We start from the raw sequence: 17,140 nt of genomic DNA, 5'->3' as shown, positions 1-17,140 counted from the left end.
TATCGGCTTGGCACAGTCTTTGTATGAAGATCGTCAAAAAATTCATACGGAGACGTGATGGACGCCTTGCCTGCCGACTGGCTCTCCCTGCTCATCCTGACCTTCGTGCTCGGGATGAAGCATGGTTTCGATGCCGACCACCTGGCCACGATTGATGGCCTGACCCGCTTCAATGCGCGCCAGAATCCGCGTCTGGCCCGTTATTGCGGCAGTCTCTTCTCGCTCGGCCACGGTGCCGTGGTTATCGCGATTGCGCTCGGGGTATCTGCCCTGGCCGGCCAATGGGCGGTGCCCGAGTGGTTTGGCATGACCGGTGCCCTCATCTCCATCGCCTTTCTGCTTGCGCTCGGCGTACTCAATTTGCAGGCTGTCCTGCAGGCCGGCCCGGACGAACTGGTCCAGCCGATCGGTCTCAAGGGGCGGTTGCTCGGACGCCTGCGGCATGTCTCCCATCCGGGCTTGGTGGCCCTGGTCGGGGCACTGTTTGCGCTCTCCTTCGACACGATGTCCCAGGCCGCCTTCTTCGCCCTGACCGCAACGCAGTTTGGCGGCTGGCAACACGCCCTGCTGCTGGCCGGCTTGTTCATGGCCGGCATGCTGCTGACCGATGGCATCAACGGGTTCTGGATTGCCCGCCTGATTGCCCGTGCCGATCAGGTGGCGCTGGTGGCCTCGCGCGTCATGGGGCTGGTGGTCTCCGGCGTCAGCCTGCTGGTGGCGGCGTTTGGCGCAGCCAAATTGCTGTCGCCCGCCGTGGATGCCTGGAGCGACGGCAAGGAGCTGATGTTCGGCGGCCTGCTGGTGGGGGTCATTGCGTTGAGCTTCGTTCTGGCGGTGCGTTTGACCCGTCGTCCGGCGCTGGCCTGATTGCTACCAGGGGAGAGAAAGCCGGTTCGCCGGCTTTTTTATGCGATGAAATTAAGAAGAAAATTTATTTGTTCTTATCTGGTGCTGGCGGGTGTCGTGCCTGTGCATGCGGCAGAACTGTCGACCGTCGAAGTCCGGGCCCGGGTTGAAAACATGGAGGGCATGGCCAGTGCGGGCAGCGAGGGGGCCGTCTCGGGGGCGCGTCTGAGCAACGTACCGATCCTGCGTCCGGGCGAGGTGCTGGAGATGGTGCCGGGGCTGATCGTGACCCAGCACGCTGGCGACGGGAAGGCCAATCAGTATTTCCTGCGCGGCTTCAATCTCGATCACGGCACCGATTTCGCCACCTGGGTGGCGGGTGTGCCGGCCAACATGCCGACCCACGCGCATGGCCAGGGCTATACCGACCTCAATTTCCTGATTCCGGAACTGGTCGACCGTATCCATTACCGCAAGGGCCCGTATTTTGCGGAGGAGGGGGATTTTTCCTCGGCCGGGGCGGCCCATATCGACTATGTGCGCCGGCTGTCGGGGCATCTGGCGCAGATCACGCTGGGTCAGCACGGCTATGGACGCACCTTGCTCGCCGGTTCGCCGGATCTGGCGCGCGGTACCCTGCTGTATGCGCTGGAGGCGTTTCATAACGACGGGCCATGGACCGTGCCCGAGCACTATCGCCGCCTGAACGGCGTCCTGCGCTACAGCGAAGGCACGCGTTTCGATGGCTGGTCCGTAACGGCAATGCGCTATCGCGGGCACTGGGTGTCGACCGATCAGGTGCCGCTGCGCGCGATCGAATCCGGCCGCCTCGGCCGCTACGACAGCCTGGATCCGACCGCCGGCGGCCAGACCTGGCGCGACAGCCTGTCGGCAAACTGGGCAACACGTGGGGCGGCGACGCAGACGCAGGCTTCGGTGTGGTGGCTGCGTTCCGGCCTGGATCTCTGGTCGAACTTTCAATATGCCCTGAACGACACGACCCATGGTGACCAGTTCAAGCAGGCCGAACGGCGTCAGGCGGCGGGGCTGGGCGTGTCGCATGCGCTGGAAACCGGCTGGGCGGGTTTTGCCCAGACCCACAGTGTCGGCGTGCAACTGCGCCAGGACCGCTTGGCCCCGGTCGGCCTGTATCGGACGCAGAACCGGAGCCAGCTCAGCACGACCCGCGAGGATCGTGTCCTGCAGCGCAGTATTGGCCTCTGGGCGCAGAACGAATGGCGCTGGACGCCGTGGTTGCGCAGCATCGCCGGTCTGCGTGCCGATGCCTACCGCTTCGATGTGCAAGCGAGCGATCCGGCCAATGCGGGTGTGGCGACCGATCAGATCGTCACCCCCCGGTTTTCGCTGGTGTTCGGGCCGTGGCAGAAAACCGAGTTCTATCTCAACTATGGTCACGGTTTCCATTCCAACGATGCGCGCGGCGCCACCATCACGCGCGATCCGGTGAGCGGGGAGGCGGTCGACAAGGTCAAGCCGCTTGTCCGCACACGTGGTGCCGAACTCGGCCTGCGCAGCGAAATCCTGCCCGGCTGGCAGTCGACCGTCGCCCTCTGGCAACTGAGTGCCGCCTCGGAATTGTTGTTCGTGGGCGATGCCGGCACCACCGAGGCCTCGCCTCCGTCGCTGCGGCGCGGGGTGGAATGGAGCAATCTGTATACCTTCAACGACTGGCTCGCGCTCGATGCCGACCTAGCCTGGTCACGAGCACGTTTCCGCGATGAGAACACGGCGGGGCCGTTCATTCCGGGGGCGGTGACCACGACGGCCAACCTGGGGGTGAGCGTGGACAACCTTGGCCCCTGGTTCGGTAGCTTCCGCCTCCGCTACTTCGGCCCGCGCCCGCTGCTGGAGGACAATTCGGTGCGTTCGGCGAGTTCCGCCCTGAGCAATTTCCGGGTCGGCTACAAGGTCGACCGTCGGACACAGGTAGCGCTCGATGTGTACAACCTGTTTGACCGGAAATTGAACGACATCGAGTATTGGTACTGCTCCCGCGTCCCGGGCGAGGCCGCCAGTGCAAGCGGCTGTGCCGACGGGACGGCGGACGGCTATGAGGGTCGCCACATTCATCCGGCCGAACCGCGCAGCCTGCGCCTGACCCTGCGTTACCAGTATTGATGGGCGAATCGGCGCCTTCTGGGGACGTGGCAAAGGCACTGATTCGATACTGAAAGCAGGGGGTGTCACGCAAGCGTTGTAATCATTGCGTACAATTCTTCCGTAATTCATAATTACAGCTTCTCTCGGCTTACCCTTTGGGGTAACCTACAGGGTTTTCCCTATACCCGAACGCAAGGAGATTTCGTGGAAAAGGATCTGCGCGACGCCGCACTCGAATACCATCGCTGGCCGACCCCCGGCAAGATTTCCGTCCGCCCGACCAAGGGGCTGACCAATCAGCGCGACCTCGCGCTGGCTTACTCCCCGGGTGTGGCGGCTGCCTGCGATGCCATCGTCGAAGATGAAGCGACCGCGGCGCTGTACACCTCGCGCGCCAACCTGGTCGGCGTCGTCACCAACGGGACCGCCGTGCTGGGCCTGGGTAACATCGGCCCGCTGGCCGCCAAGCCGGTCATGGAAGGCAAGGGCTGCCTGTTCAAGAAATTCGCCGGCATCGACGTCTTCGACATCGAACTGGCCGAGAACGACCCGGACAAGCTGATCGACATGATCGCCGCCCTCGAGCCCACGCTCGGCGGTATCAACCTCGAAGATATCAAGGCCCCGGAGTGCTTCTACATCGAGCAGAAGCTGAAGGAACGGATGAACATCCCCGTCTTCCACGACGACCAGCACGGCACGGCCATCATTTCCGCCGCCGCCATGCTGAACGGCCTCAAGGTCGTCGGCAAGAAGATCGAAGACATCAAGGTGGTCTGCTCCGGCGCGGGTGCCGCTGCGATCTCCTGTCTGAACCTGTGGTGCGATCTCGGCGTCAAGCGCGAGAACATCACCGTGTGCGACTCCAAGGGCGTGATCTACGTGGGTCGCCCGGGCGGCATGGATGAAACCAAGGCTCGCTACGCTCAGGAAACCGACAAGCGCACCCTGGCCGATGCCATGATCGGTGCCGACGTGTTCCTCGGCCTGTCCACCGCCGGCGTGGTGAAGCAGGAGATGATCACCACCATGGCGGCCAAGCCGATGATCTTCGCCCTGGCCAACCCGACCCCGGAAATCATGCCGGAGCTGGTCAAGGAAGTCTGCCCGGAGGCCATCATCGCCACCGGCCGTTCCGACTACGTGAACCAGGTCAATAACGTCCTCTGCTTCCCCTTCATCTTCCGCGGCGCCCTCGACGTGGGTGCAACGCGCATCACCGAAGAAATGAAGATGGCTTCCGTGCGTGCCATCGCCGAGCTGGCCGAGGCCGAAGTGACCGACGAAGTGGCCATGGCCTATCCGGGTCATGACCTGACCTTCGGTCCGGAATACCTGATTCCGAAGCCCTTCGATCCGCGCCTGATCGTCAAGATCGCCCCGGCCGTGGCCCAGGCGGCCATCGATTCCGGCGTTGCCACGCGTCCGATCACCGATTGGGATGCCTACCGCGCCAAGCTGTCCGAATTCGTCTATCACACCGGTGTCGGCATGCGCGCCATCTTCCAGGCCGCCCGTCAGGCCCAGGGCAAGCGCGTCATCTACGCCGAGGGCGAAGACGAACGCGTGCTGCGTGCTGCCCAGGTGGTGATCGAAGAGAAGTTCGCCCGTCCGATCCTGATCGGTCGTCCGGAAGTCATCCAGCATCGTCTGGAAAAGGCCAGCCTGCGCATCAAGCCGGGTGTCGACTTCGATATCGTCAATCCGGATTTCGACGAGCGCTATCGCGAATGCTGGACCGAATACCACAAGCTGATGGTGCGCCGTGGCGTGACCCCGGCCATCGCCAAGGAAGCCCTGCGCCGCAAGCCCACCGTGATCGGTGCCATGCTCTTGAAGCTCGGCTACGCCGATGGCCTGATCTGCGGCATGACCGGTCAGTTCAGCCATCACCTGGGCGTGGTGCGTGAAATCATCGGCAAGCGTCAGGGCGTCAACACCCTGGCGGCGATGAACTACCTGATGCTGCCGGGCCGCTCCCTGTTCATCTGTGACACGCACGTGAACGAAAACCCGAATGCCCAGGAAATCGCCGAGATGACCCTGCTGGCGGCAGAACAGGTCAAGCGCTTCGGCTCCCAGCCGAAGGTGGCGCTGCTCTCGCACTCCAATTTCGGTTCCGGCTCCACCGAATCGTCCCGCAAGATGGGCGTGGCGGCGGGCCTGGTTTCCGCGATGTCTTCCGGCGAACTGGAAGTCGATGGCGAAATGCACGGCGATGCCGCGCTGAACGAAGTCATCCGTCGCGAAGCCAATCCGGACTCGCCGCTCAAGGGCGAGGCCAACCTGCTGGTCATGCCGAACATCGACGCTGCGAACATCAGCTACAACCTGCTCAAGATGACCGGCGGCGAAGGCGTCACCATCGGCCCCATCCTGCTCGGTGCCGACCGTCCGGTGCATGTGCTGACCTCGACCGCCACCGTGCGTCGTATCGTCAACATGACGGCGCTGGCTGTGGTTGAAGCGATGGAACGCTAAGCCGCCCGGCTATCGCATGAAAAAGGCCGCTGCCTTCGGGCAAGCGGCCTTTTCTTTTGGGTGCTGTTGTTACCTTGCGTGCCTGCCGCTCAAGCCGGCTCGGCCAAGGCGGCCAGCAATTTGCCGTGAATGCCGCCGAAACCGCCGTTGCTCATGACCAAGATATGGTCGCCGGGCTGAGCCGTTTGGCGGATACGGTCGACCAGGGTGGGGAGGTCATTTTCAACCACAGCACGTTCCCCCATGGGCGTCAGTGCCTCGGCCGCATCCCAGCCCAGGTTGGCGCCGTAACAGAACGCGAGGTCGACTTCGCGCAGGCTGGCGGGCAGCTGGGATTTCATCGTGCCCAGTTTCATGGTGTTCGATCGCGGCTCGAAGACAGCAAGAATGCGGGCGTTGCCGACTTTTCGCCGCAGACCGGCAACGGTGGTCGCGATTGCGGTCGGGTGGTGGGCGAAGTCGTCATAGACCGTGATGTCACGCACGACGCCACGTACCTCCATGCGGCGCTTGACGTTCACAAAGCGGGAGAGGGCTTCCAGGCCTTTGTCGAACGGCACGCCGACGTGGCGGGCGGCAAGCAGCGCAGCGCAGGCGTTGGCGCGATTATGGTCGCCGGTCAGCGCCCAGATGGTGCGACCGATTTCACCATTCTGGCCATGCAGGATGAGTTGACCGTCGGCGTCATCGCCTGTGCAGCGGTAACCCCCTTCCGCATTGAAGCGCTCGACCGGCGTCCAGCTGCCACGGGTCAATACGCGTTCGAGGCTGGCTTCGGCGGCGTTGCTGACGATCAGGCCGCTGCTGGGCAGGGTGCGCACCAGGTGGTGGAATTGCGTCTCGATGGCACCCAGATCGGCGAAGATGTCAGCGTGGTCGAATTCAAGGTTGTTCAGGACCACGGTGCGCGGGCGGTAATGGACGAACTTGGAACGTTTGTCGCAGAAGGCCGTGTCGTACTCATCCGCCTCAATGACGAAGAATGGCGTGTCGCCCAGGCGGGCCGAGACGCCGAAATTCATTGGTACGCCGCCAATCAGGAAACCGGGCGCCATGTTGGCGTCTTCAAGAATCCACGCCAGCATCGAGCTGGTGGTGGTCTTGCCGTGTGTGCCGGCCACACCCAGTACCCAGCGTCCCTGAAGAACGTGCTCGGCCAGCCATTGCGGGCCGGACATATAAGGCAGGCCCTGATCAAGAATGGCCTCCAGCAGCGGATTGCCGCGTGAGATGGCATTGCCGATCACGAACAGATCGGGATTCTGGCTGAGCTGGGCGGTGTCGAAGCCCTCGATCAGTTCGATGCCGGCGCCGCGCAGCTGGTCGCTCATCGGCGGATAAACATTGGCGTCGCAGCCGGTCACTTTGTGGCCAGCGGCAACGGCGAGCTGGGCGACGCCGCCCATGAAGGTGCCGCAGATGCCGAGAATATGAATGTGCATGTCACATAGACCCGTTAGAATGGGGGCGATTCTACCCTGATCGAGGCCACATGCCCCGCCATGAACGATCCCGCCCGGAACACGGTGTCCGGGCCAGCATCGCCAGTGCCGCTGCCCGCCTGATGGCGGAAGACGGTATCACCGATTATCACCTGGCCAAACGCAAGGCCGCCCGCCAGCTGGGTTTGCCCGAACACACCGCTTTCCCCGATAACGCCGAAGTCGAGGCCGAATTGCGTGCCTATCGCAGTCTCTATCAGGGCGAAGAGCACGCCGAACTGCTCCTTGCCTTGCGCTCGACGGCGCTGGATCTGCTGGATTTGCTGGCGCCCTTCCATCCCTATCTGACCGGCTCTGTCCTGGAAGGGACGGCGGGCGAGCATTCGCGGATCGATATCCTGTTGTTTCCCGATAGTGCGAAAGAAGTGGAGATTTACCTGCTCAATCGCGGCATCGACGTCGAACATGCCGACCCGAAGAACGAGCGGGTGGAAGCGGTGCTGGTCATGGAGACCGACACGGCAGATGCCAATCTGGTGATCATGGCGCCGAGTCAGGAGCGGGTGGCCTTGAAATACCGCGATGGACGCCCGCGTGAACGCATCCGCGCCGACGCCTTGCGTGCCTTACTTTCGGCCTAAGGCTGGACAAATTGCTGCGAATTACGGCAAACTTGCTGCTATGAAGAAGCAAAAAAATGCTTCCAAGCCGGTCGATAAGGCCCGGATCCTGGTGATCCATGGCCCGAACCTGAACCTGCTTGGCACGCGTGAACCCGATCATTACGGTCGCGTCACCCTGGCCGACATCAACCTGTCGCTGTCCAGGATGGCGGAGGCCGCCGGCGTGGATCTGGAATGTTTCCAGAGCAACCACGAAGGCGCCCTGATCGAACGTATCCATGCCGCCCGCGAAGAGGGCGTGCAGGCGATCGTCATCAATCCGGCGGCTTATACCCATACCAGCGTAGCCTTGCGCGACGCGCTGGCCGGTGTGGCCATCCCGTTTGTCGAAGTGCATCTCTCCAACGTGCATGCCCGTGAACCGTTCCGGCATCACTCTTATTTCTCGGACCTGGCCATCGGTGTGATCTGTGGCCTGGGTCATCGGGGCTACCTGCTTGCCCTCGAGTACCTGCTCAACCAGCTTAACATTGACTAAAACCGACATCAGTCGGCTTCTGGCGGCGATCTGCCGCAAACAGGAAGGGAGTTCTCATGGATCTGCGTAAACTCAAAAAACTGATCGACCTCGTTCAGGAATCCGGTATTTCCGAACTGGAAGTCACCGAAGGTGAAGAAAAAGTGCGTATCGCCAAGCATTTCGGCGGTGTCGCTGCCGCCCCGATGCACTACGCCATGCCGGCTGCCATGCCGATGCAGGGTGGTGCTGCGCCGGTTGCTTCCTCCGTGAATCTGGATGATGAAGACGATCTGCCGGAAGGCCATGTCGTCAAGTCGCCGATGGTCGGTACCTTCTACCGTGCTTCCTCGCCGGGTGGCGACCCGTTCGTTCAGATCGGTTCCGCCGTCAAGAAGGGCGATACCCTGTGCATCGTCGAGGCCATGAAGCTCCTCAACGAAATCGAGGCGGATGCCGACGGCGTGGTCAAGGCCATCCTGCTCGAAAACGGCGAGCCGGTCGAATTCGGTGAGCCGCTCTTCGTCATCGGCTGAGCGTCCTGCCATGTTTGAAAAAATCCTTATTGCCAACCGGGGCGAGATCGCGCTGCGTGTGCAGCGTGCTTGCCGCGAGCTGGGCATCAAGACCGTGGTCGTGCACTCCGAGGCAGACCGCGATGCCAAGTACGTCAAGCTGGCCGATGAGTCTGTCTGTATCGGCCCGGCGGCCTCTGCTCTCAGCTATCTGAATATCCCGGCCATCATCGCCGCAGCAGAAGTCACCGACGCTCAGGCTATTCACCCGGGTTACGGCTTTCTCTCCGAAAATGCGGACTTTGCCGAGCGTGTCGAGTCTTCCGGCTTTGTTTTCATCGGCCCGCGTGCTGAAACCATCCGCCTGATGGGCGACAAGGTCTCGGCCAAGGACGCCATGAAGGCGGCCGGTGTGCCCTGTGTGCCGGGCTCTGAAGGTGCGCTGCCGGACGATGCCAAGGAAGTGGTGCGTATTGCCCGCGAAATCGGCTATCCGGTGATCATCAAGGCGGCTGGTGGCGGTGGCGGGCGCGGCATGCGTGTCGTGCATACGGAAGCTGCGCTGGTCAATGCCGTGCAGATGACCAAGCAGGAAGCACAGACGGCTTTCGGCAATCCGACGGTCTACATGGAAAAATTCCTGGAAAACCCGCGCCACGTGGAAATCCAGGTGCTGGCCGACGAGCACAAGAATGCGATTTATCTGGGCGAGCGTGACTGCTCCATGCAGCGTCGTCACCAGAAAGTGATCGAAGAAGCGCCGGCGCCGCATATCCCGGCCCGTCTGATCAGCCGCATTGGCGAACGTTGTGCTGATGCCTGCCGCAAGATCGGCTACCGTGGTGCCGGGACCTTTGAATTCCTGTACGAAAACGGTGAGTTCTACTTCATCGAGATGAATACCCGCGTCCAGGTCGAGCATCCGGTGACCGAGGCCATTACCGGCGTCGATATCGTCCAGGAACAGATTCGCGTCGCCTTCGGCGAGAAGCTGCGCTACAAGCAACGTGATATCGAATTCCGTGGCCACGCCATCGAATGCCGCATCAACGCCGAAGATCCCTTCACGTTCGTGCCCTCTCCCGGCAAGATCGAGTTCTATCATCCGCCGGGCGGCCCCGGGATCCGTGTCGATTCGCACATTTATCAGGGCTACACCGTTCCGCCGCATTACGACTCCATGGTTGCCAAGGTCATCGCGTATGGCGATACCCGCGAGCAAGCCATGCGCCGCATGCGCATTGCCTTGTCCGAAATGAGCGTTCAGGGCATCAAGACGAATATCGCGCTGCACCAGGAGTTGATGCAGGACGCCCGCTTCATGGAAGGCGGCACCAGTATTCACTATCTGGAGCACAAGCTGGCCCAGCGCAACGAGTTGAACAAATAAGATGGCCTGGCAAAGTGTCAGTTTCCTGACCGACGCCGCTTCGGCGGAGCCGATCTGTGATGCCCTGATCGAGGCGGGCGCTTTGTCCGCTTCCATCGAGGATGCCGATGCCGGCACGCCGGATGAGCAGCCGCAATTCGGCGAGCCGGGCTCGGTGACGACGCCGGGGTGGGCGCATTCGCGCGTCGTGGTATTGCTCCAGCCTGACGATGATGTTGCCGCACTGATCGGCGCCGCCGTCGCAGAAGTCGGCCTCACAGCCTTGCCCGAGTGGACCGTCGAGCGCATCGAAGAACAGAACTGGGTGCAGCTGACCCAGTCGCAGTTCGACCCGATCCGTATTTCCGAACGCTTGTGGATTGTGCCGTCCTGGCATGAGCTGCCCGATCCGTCCGCGATCAGCCTGATTCTTGATCCGGGTATGGCGTTTGGGACGGGCTCCCACCCGACCACCCGTCTTTGTCTCGAATGGCTGGAGCGCGAGGTCAAGGGCGGCGAGCGCATGCTCGACTATGGCTGTGGCTCCGGTATTCTCGCCATGGCAGCGGCCAAACTGGGTGCCAGCCATGTGGCCGGGGTCGATATCGACCCGCAGGCCGTGGACGCCGCGCGCGCCAATGCCGAACGCAACGCGGTCGTTGCGACCTTTGCCGATTCGGCAGAACCGGTCGCCGGCGAGTATGATCTTGTCGTGGCGAATATCCTTTCCAATCCCCTGCGCGTCCTGGCGCCGGCCATTTGTGCCCATGTCCGCTCCGGCGGCCGTCTGGCGCTGTCCGGCATCCTGCGCGAGCAGGCAGAGGAAATCATCGGTATCTACGCCCAATGGCTGCCGATGCAGGTGGCCGATACGCGTGAGGACTGGGTATGTCTGGCCGGGGTCAAACCCTGATGCGAACCCGCTGCCCGGCGTGTGACACGGTTTTCCGTGTCACCTCCGAGCAGCTTCGCTTGAAGGCGGGCAAGGTCCGTTGCGGCCATTGCCAGCACGTTTTCAACGCTTTTGACCAGTTGGTCCCGGATGCCGATCCCGTTGCGGATCTGCCTCTTCCGGCGGATTCACTTGCGCAGCCCGAGCCGGCGACACACGATCCTGCCGCACCCGCACCCGCACCCGCACCCGCACCCGCACCCGCACCCGCACCCGCACCCGCACCCGCACCCGCACCCGCACCCGAGTCGCCGACGGTCGACGTGCTCGTGGCGCCAGAATCCGTTCTGCCCGGGGAGGACGCAGTGGTGGCGCGCACGCCGGCCGAGTCGCCGCACGATGACTCGGTTGCACCGACGCGGGCCGCAGCGTCCGATTTCGTGCCCTTCATGGGCGATGCATCCGCGGCAGCTGTCCAGCGGGACGCGCGCGATCACGTGCCGGCGCCGATGGTCTCGTCCATTGAAGAAGCCGTCGAGCCGGGCGCGGAGGCTGCAGATGATGTGGATGCGGAATCGGTGGCCGCTTCCACGCAGGCTGCCCGTGAGGCAGGCTTGGTGGCCGCACGGGAGTTGATCGATACCCAGGCCTATAACCGCTGGGCTGCCGGAACATTGGCCGAAAGCGGATTGTCGGGTTTCGCGGCGGAGCAGCATGAACGTCCCATGTGGCCGTATGTGCTGGTCTTGATCAGCCTCGTGCTGATGTTGATGGCGCAACTGGGCTATCACTACCGGACCGAATTAAGCCGCAAGTTCCCGGCGCTTTCGGATCTGTACGCTGCACTTTCGATTCCGGTTCCCCTTTCCCGCCTGTCCGAGTCCGTGAGTATCGAGACCTCGGATCTTCAGGCCGACAATGCGCGGGGCTTGTTTGTCCTGCAGGCCGCTTTGCACAACCGGGCGGCCTTTGCGCAGGATTGGCCGGTGCTCGAACTGACCTTGACCGATGTGAATGACCGCGTGGTCTCGCGCCGTTTGCTCAATCCCATCGATTACCTGCCGCCCGGCACCGATGCGACTGCCTTCCCGGCCAATGGCGAACTCGGTATCCGTCTCTGGCTGGAAGCCCAGGGGCTGGGTGCGGCCGGGTATCGCCTTTATGTCTTTTATCCCTGAGTTTTTTCCATGACGACACTGATTTGCGGCTCGCTGGCCTTCGACAACATCATGGTCTTTCCGGACCGTTTCAAGCATCACATCCTGCCGGAGCAGATCCATATCCTGAATGTGGCCTTCCTGGTCCCGGAAATGCGCCGCGAGTTCGGTGGTTGTGCCGGCAATATTGCCTACAACCTGATGCTGCTGGGCGGTTCGCCGACCATCATGGCCACGGTGGGCGACGATGCGCAGCCTTATCTCGCCCGTCTGGACGCGCTGGGCCTGGATCGTCGTCATGTTCGCCAGATTCCCGGTAGCTTCACCGCCCAGGCTTTCATCACGACGGACCTCGACGACAACCAGATCACCGCCTTCCACCCGGGGGCGATGGCGTTCTCGCATCTGAACAAGGTCGAAGCCGCCAAGCCGACGCTGGGCATCGTGGCGCCGGATGGACGCGATGGCATGCTGCAGCATGCGCGCGACTTTGCTGCTGCCGGTGTGCCGTTCATTTTCGATCCGGGCCAGGGCCTGCCGATGTTCAGCGGCGACGACCTGATGGATTTCATCGGCCTGGCGGATTACGCCTGTTTCAACGACTACGAAGCCAAACTGGCCTGTGACCGTACCGGGCGCAGCCTGGAACAACTGGCCAGCCAGTTGAAGGCGCTGATCGTGACGCGCGGCGGCGAAGGCTCGGACATCTATGTCGACGGGCGTCGTATCGAAATCCCGTGCGTCCAGGCGGATCAGATCCTCGATCCGACCGGCTGCGGCGACGCCTATCGCTCTGGTCTTCTTTACGGGATTGCGCAAGGCTATGACTGGGAAAAAACCGGTCGTCTGGCAGCCGTCATGGGGGCCATCAAGATTGCCCATCGCGGCGGTCAGAATCACCAGCCGACGCGCGACGAGATCGCCGCCCGCTTTGAACAGGCCTTTGGCAGCCGTCCCTGGTAAGCCGAAACCGCACTGTCATGTTCGGGCAATTGGCCTGTAACATGCGTCTTCCATGCTTCTCTCCATACAAAAACGGAGAAAAGCATGGAAAATATCCAGACCAAAGCCGGCGCGCAACGTCCGGCAAAGCGCAGCCTCGATGTCCTGCTGGCGCGCAGCCAAACCGAAATTCTTGATGCGCAGCGCCTGCGCTACCGTGTCTTTGCCGGTGAAATGGGCGCCAATCTGCCGACCCGTACGCCCGGTGTTGACCACGATATCTACGATCCCTATTGCGAACACCTGATCGTCCGTGATCGCGAGAGCGGTGAAGTGGTGGGGACCTACCGCATCCTCTCGCCGGAGAATGCCCGGCAGGTCGGCTATTACTCGGAAAACGAATTTGACCTGACCCGTTTGCATCATCTGCGCCCGCGTCTGGTTGAGATCGGACGCTCCTGCGTGCATCCGGAATATCGTACCGGAGCGACGATCACCCTGCTCTGGTCGGGTCTCGCCCAGTACATGGTGGAGCGTGGCTACGACTATCTGATGGGCTGCGCCTCGATCAGCATGGCCGACGGCGGGCATGCCGCAGCCAGCCTGTATAATCGCCTCGCCGTGGATCATCTGGGTCCGCAGGAGTACCGCGTTTTCCCGCGCTGTCCGTTGCCGTTGGCCGCTTTGCAGCAGGATCGTCCGGCCGAAGTGCCGCCCTTGATCAAGGGCTATCTGCGTGCAGGGGCCTGGATTTGCGGTGAGCCGGCGTGGGATCCCGATTTCAACACGGCGGATTTGCCTATTCTGATGCCGATGGCCAAGGTGGCCAATCGCTACGCCAAGCACTACCTGGGACAGAACGACTGAATACGACGCCTTTACTGATTCGCTGCTGGCGCATCTTTCGACTGGCACTGCTGATTGTCTGCGGTGCCATCGTTGCTTTGCTGGTTTTTCCCTGGTGCCCGGATCGGAAGCGCCTGGCGTTGAAGCAGACCTGGTCAGCGGCCGTGCTGGATGCGCTGGCCGTTGAACTGGATGCCGATCTGCAGGCTGCCATTCCGGGCGCCTTGCTGGTTGCCAATCACGTTTCCTGGATCGACATCTTCGTCATCAATGCGGCCTTGCCCTCGGCCTTCGTTGCCAAGGAGGAAGTGCGGCACTGGCCGGTGATCGGCTGGCTGGCGGCTCGCAACGATACGGTATTTTTGCGTCGGGGTTCGCGCGGACATGCCAAGCTGATCAACGAGGAAGTGGCGCGTATTTTGGGGCAGGGCAAGCTGGTCGCGGTCTTTCCGGAAGGTACGACCACGGATGGATGTGCCCTGTTGCACTTTCACGCGGCGCTGATTCAACCTGCCCTGGCGGCCGGGCGACCTGTTTCGCCGGTCGCGCTGTCTTACTGGGAGGCCGACGGTCAACGCTCGCTGGCCCCCCGATATGATGGCGATATTTCGCTCGGTGCATGTACTGCGGCCATTTTGCTGCGCCCGCGTTTGCGTGCCCGTTTGGTGGTGGCGCCCGCGTTGGGTTTGGCGGGTGAAGACCGCAAGCAGGTGGCGGCGGCGGCGCGCGAGGCTATCGCAGCAGGGGCTGGGCTTCCCCGGGAGAACAATCCACCTGAAACACCCGACGGTCTTCCAGGCGCACTGCCGTCAGCTGGCCGCCCCACAGACACCCCGAGTCCAGGGCCAACAGCGTCGGTGTGATCTTCAGCCCCAGGGCAGACCAGTGCCCGGTGACCAGCACGCTCTCGGCATGTGCCCGGCAGGGGACCTCAAACCAGGGCAGATGTCCGGCAGGCGGGTTCGTGGTTTCGCCCTTCGTGTGAAATTCCATGACGCCTTCCGGCGTACAGAAGCGCATCCGGGTCATGGCGTTGACGATCACGCGCAGGCGTGCCCAGCCGCTCAGGTCATCAGACCAGCCCGCCGGCTCGCTGCCCCACAGATTGCGCAGGAATTCGCGGTAGTCCGGTCCTTGCAGGGCGGCTTCGACCTCCCTGGAGAGGGTGCGTGCCTGCGCGGCCGTCCATTGCGGCAACAAACCGGCATGCACCATGCAGTACGGGCCTTCCGTATAGCACAGCGGCTGCTGGCGGAGCCAGTCGAGGAGTTCGGCGCAATCCGGTGCATCGAGGATGGCTTGCAGGGTGTCGTCCTTGCCCCGAAATTTGGCCCCGCCTTCCGCCACCATCAGCAGATACAGGTCATGATTGCCAAGTACGGTGACGGCCGCCGCGCCCAGGCTTCGAATGAAGCGCAGGGTGTCGAGTGATTTGGGGCCCCGGTTGACCAGATCGCCGACCAGCCAGAGGCGATCCTGCGCCGGATTGAAGGTACAGGTTGTCAGCAGGCGCTCGAGCGAGTCAAAGCACCCCTGAATGTCGCCTATCGCGTAAGTGGCCACTTACTCTACCGTGACGGATTTGGCCAGATTGCGCGGCTTGTCCACATCGGTCCCCTTGACCAGGGCGACATGGTAGGAGAGCAGTTGCAGCGGAATGACGTGCAGGATGGGCGAGAGCTGGCCGTAGTGTTCCGGCAGGCGCAGGACATGGATGCCGTCGGATTCGGTGATCTCGGAATCGCCATCGGCAAAGACATAGAGCTCGCCGCCCCGGGCACGCACTTCCTGCAGGTTGGATTTCAGCTTTTCCAGCAGCTCGTCGTTCGGGGCGACCGAAATGACCGGCATTTTGGCGTCGACCAGGGCCAGCGGCCCATGCTTCAACTCGCCGGCCGGATAGGCTTCGGCATGAATGTAGGAGATTTCCTTCAGCTTCAGCGCGCCTTCGAGGGCGATCGGATAATGACGGCCGCGTCCGAGGAAGAGGGCGTGATGCTTGTCGGCAAAGCGCTGAGCCCAGTCACGGATGTCATTTTCGAGGTCGAGCACCTTGTTGACCGCAACCGGCAGGTGGCGCAGCTGTTCGATGAAGGTGGCTTCCTGTTCGGCGTTCAGGCGCTGCTTGGCCTTGGCCACGGCGAGCGTGAGCAGAAAGAGGGCAGCCAGCTGGGTGGTGAAGGCCTTGGTTGAGGCCACGCCGATTTCCGGACCGGCACGTGTGATGAAGCGCAGGGCGGATTCGCGGACGATGGCCGATTCCGGCACGTTGCACAGGGCCAGCGTGCGGGTCTGGCCGAGCGACTTGGCATGGCGCAGGGCGGCCAGGGTGTCGGCGGTTTCGCCCGATTGCGAAATGGCCACGACCAGCTGGCGCGGATTGGCGACCGAGGTGCGGTAACGGTATTCGGAGGCGATTTCGACATTGCAGGGCACGCCGGCGATGCTTTCCAGCCAGTAGCGGGCCGTCTGCCCGGAGTGGGCGCTGGTACCGCACGCAAGAATCAGGATCTGGTCGATATCGGCGAGCATCTCGCCGGCTTCGGCGCCGAACATGCCGGGCTGAATGCTCTTGCTGCCACCGATCATTTCGAGCGTGTTGGCCAGGGCTTCCGGCTGCTCGAAGATTTCCTTCTGCATGTAATGGCTGTAATTGCCCAGCTCGACCGCCGCGGCGGAGAGTTGCGAGACATGCACCGGGCGTTCGACCGGCGTGCCGTCCAGGCGGGTGATGCGCACGCCGCCGACGGTCAACTCCGCCAGATCGCCATTTTCCAGATAAACCATGTTGCGCGTGACCTGGAGCAGGGCGGAGGCATCCGAGGCCGCATAGTTGCCGGTCTCGGAGACGCCGAGCAGGAGCGGCGAGCCTTCGCGGGCGACCACGATCTTGCCCGGCTGGCGCTGGTCGATGACGGCGATGGCGTAGGCGCCGATCAGGCGCCGGCAAGCCAGGCGGACGGCGGTAAAGAGGTCCGGTTCGTTGCGCAGCAGCGATTCAACGAGGTGGGCGATGCTTTCGGTGTCGGTGTCCGAGGTAAACACGTAGCCTTGGGCGCTTAGTTCGGCGCGCAGGGCTTCGTAGTTCTCGATGATGCCGTTGTGCACGACGGCGATGCTGCCGGAGATGTGCGGGTGGGCATTGCGCTCGCAGGGCACGCCATGCGTCGCCCAGCGCGTGTGGGCAATGCCGGTCGGCGACTGGGTGCTGGCGGAGGCCGTTTCCAGTTCGGCCACGCGACCGACCGAACGCACGCGCTCGATCTGGCTGCTGCCAATGACGGCAATCCCGGCCGAGTCGTAGCCGCGGTATTCGAGCTTCTTCAGGCCCTCAACCAGGACCGGGACGATGTTGGTGTTGGCTGCTGCTGCAACGATGCCGCACATGG

General features: G+C 62.7%; 14 protein-coding genes and 1 pseudogene. 12 read left to right on the top strand and 3 right to left on the bottom strand.

Going from position 1 to position 17,140, the window contains the following annotated elements; all coding sequences use genetic code 11:
- Positions 1–57: 57 nt before the first annotated feature.
- The 3 genes from AACO21_RS00145 (at position 58) to AACO21_RS00135 (ending at position 5,448) form a co-directional block, all read left to right on the top strand.
- Complete coding sequence (locus AACO21_RS00145) at positions 58–867, top strand: nickel transporter (protein ID WP_346190446.1); 810 nt, start codon at positions 58–60, stop codon at positions 865–867.
- Positions 868–963: 96 nt separating this feature from the next.
- Complete coding sequence (locus AACO21_RS00140) at positions 964–2,985, top strand: TonB-dependent receptor (protein WP_346190445.1); 2,022 nt, start codon at positions 964–966, stop codon at positions 2,983–2,985.
- A 186-nt stretch (positions 2,986–3,171) separates the two neighbouring features.
- Positions 3,172–5,448: an NADP-dependent malic enzyme gene (locus AACO21_RS00135; protein ID WP_346190444.1), complete on the top strand. Its 2,277-nt coding sequence runs from the start codon at positions 3,172–3,174 to the stop codon at positions 5,446–5,448.
- Positions 5,449–5,537: 89 nt separating this feature from the next.
- Here the strand turns inward: AACO21_RS00135 and mpl are convergent, their stop codons facing one another.
- A complete protein-coding gene (gene mpl / locus AACO21_RS00130; protein ID WP_346190443.1) occupies positions 5,538–6,890 on the bottom strand; it encodes a UDP-N-acetylmuramate:L-alanyl-gamma-D-glutamyl-meso-diaminopimelate ligase in 1,353 nt (450 codons plus the stop codon).
- Between the two features lie 50 nt (positions 6,891–6,940).
- Between mpl and AACO21_RS00125 the strand changes: the two genes are divergently transcribed.
- The 9 genes and pseudogenes from AACO21_RS00125 to AACO21_RS00085 all read left to right on the top strand — a co-directional run.
- The gene (locus AACO21_RS00125) at positions 6,941–7,531 is read left to right on the top strand and encodes a hypothetical protein (RefSeq protein ID WP_346190442.1); all 591 of its coding nucleotides are present in this window, start codon (positions 6,941–6,943) and stop codon (positions 7,529–7,531) included.
- A 40-nt stretch (positions 7,532–7,571) separates the two neighbouring features.
- Positions 7,572–8,051 (top strand): type II 3-dehydroquinate dehydratase, encoded by a 480-nt coding sequence (gene aroQ, locus AACO21_RS00120; RefSeq protein ID WP_346190441.1) that lies wholly within the window; start codon positions 7,572–7,574, stop codon positions 8,049–8,051.
- Between the two features lie 56 nt (positions 8,052–8,107).
- Positions 8,108–8,566 (top strand): acetyl-CoA carboxylase biotin carboxyl carrier protein, encoded by a 459-nt coding sequence (gene accB, locus AACO21_RS00115; protein ID WP_346190440.1) that lies wholly within the window; start codon positions 8,108–8,110, stop codon positions 8,564–8,566.
- 10 nt (positions 8,567–8,576) lie between these two features.
- Positions 8,577–9,935: an acetyl-CoA carboxylase biotin carboxylase subunit gene (gene accC, locus AACO21_RS00110; RefSeq protein WP_346190439.1), complete on the top strand. Its 1,359-nt coding sequence runs from the start codon at positions 8,577–8,579 to the stop codon at positions 9,933–9,935.
- Between the two features lies 1 nt (position 9,936).
- On the top strand, positions 9,937–10,827 hold the full coding sequence (gene prmA, locus AACO21_RS00105) for a 50S ribosomal protein L11 methyltransferase (protein WP_346190438.1): 891 nt from the start codon (positions 9,937–9,939) through the stop codon (positions 10,825–10,827).
- Positions 10,803–11,984, top strand: a complete 1,182-nt coding sequence (locus AACO21_RS00100) for a DUF3426 domain-containing protein (protein ID WP_346190437.1) — start codon at positions 10,803–10,805, stop codon at positions 11,982–11,984. Before prmA ends, AACO21_RS00100 begins: the two co-directional genes overlap by 25 nt.
- A gap of 9 nt (positions 11,985–11,993) precedes the next feature.
- Positions 11,994–12,926, top strand: coding sequence for a carbohydrate kinase family protein (locus tag AACO21_RS00095; RefSeq protein ID WP_346190436.1), 933 nt, complete (start codon positions 11,994–11,996; stop codon positions 12,924–12,926).
- Between the two features lie 84 nt (positions 12,927–13,010).
- The gene (locus tag AACO21_RS00090) at positions 13,011–13,772 is read left to right on the top strand and encodes a GNAT family N-acyltransferase (protein ID WP_346190435.1); all 762 of its coding nucleotides are present in this window, start codon (positions 13,011–13,013) and stop codon (positions 13,770–13,772) included.
- Positions 13,673–14,293 (top strand): annotated as a pseudogene (locus tag AACO21_RS00085) (lysophospholipid acyltransferase family protein); the annotation flags it as partial. The gene AACO21_RS00090 and the pseudogene AACO21_RS00085, both read left to right, overlap by 100 nt.
- A gap of 190 nt (positions 14,294–14,483) precedes the next feature.
- On the opposite strand, the gene AACO21_RS00080 reads toward AACO21_RS00085, so the two are convergent.
- Together AACO21_RS00080 and glmS are read right to left on the bottom strand one after the other, a co-directional pair.
- Positions 14,484–15,314, bottom strand: a complete 831-nt coding sequence (locus AACO21_RS00080) for a symmetrical bis(5'-nucleosyl)-tetraphosphatase (protein WP_346190434.1) — start codon at positions 15,312–15,314, stop codon at positions 14,484–14,486.
- Positions 15,315–17,138, bottom strand: a complete 1,824-nt coding sequence (gene glmS, locus AACO21_RS00075; RefSeq protein WP_346190433.1) for a glutamine--fructose-6-phosphate transaminase (isomerizing) — start codon at positions 17,136–17,138, stop codon at positions 15,315–15,317.
- Positions 17,139–17,140: the final 2 nt, after the last annotated feature.

This window comes from Dechloromonas sp. ZS-1 (assembly GCF_039649255.1).
Classification (GTDB): Bacteria; Pseudomonadota; Gammaproteobacteria; order Burkholderiales; family Rhodocyclaceae; genus Azonexus.
This window is presented reverse-complemented; position numbering and strand designations above follow the sequence as displayed.

Coding starts and splice junctions, on each gene's coding strand:
- AACO21_RS00145 (WP_346190446.1), top strand. CDS start 58: ATGGACGCCTTGCCTGCCGACTGGCTCTCCCTGCTCATCCTGACCTTC.
- mpl (WP_346190443.1), bottom strand. CDS start 6,890: ATGCACATTCATATTCTCGGCATCTGCGGCACCTTCATGGGCGGCGTC.
- AACO21_RS00125 (WP_346190442.1), top strand. CDS start 6,941: ATGCCCCGCCATGAACGATCCCGCCCGGAACACGGTGTCCGGGCCAGC.
- aroQ (WP_346190441.1), top strand. CDS start 7,572: ATGAAGAAGCAAAAAAATGCTTCCAAGCCGGTCGATAAGGCCCGGATC.
- accB (WP_346190440.1), top strand. CDS start 8,108: ATGGATCTGCGTAAACTCAAAAAACTGATCGACCTCGTTCAGGAATCC.
- accC (WP_346190439.1), top strand. CDS start 8,577: ATGTTTGAAAAAATCCTTATTGCCAACCGGGGCGAGATCGCGCTGCGT.
- prmA (WP_346190438.1), top strand. CDS start 9,937: ATGGCCTGGCAAAGTGTCAGTTTCCTGACCGACGCCGCTTCGGCGGAG.
- AACO21_RS00100 (WP_346190437.1), top strand. CDS start 10,803: ATGTCTGGCCGGGGTCAAACCCTGATGCGAACCCGCTGCCCGGCGTGT.
- AACO21_RS00095 (WP_346190436.1), top strand. CDS start 11,994: ATGACGACACTGATTTGCGGCTCGCTGGCCTTCGACAACATCATGGTC.
- AACO21_RS00090 (WP_346190435.1), top strand. CDS start 13,011: ATGGAAAATATCCAGACCAAAGCCGGCGCGCAACGTCCGGCAAAGCGC.
- glmS (WP_346190433.1), bottom strand. CDS start 17,138: ATGTGCGGCATCGTTGCAGCAGCAGCCAACACCAACATCGTCCCGGTC.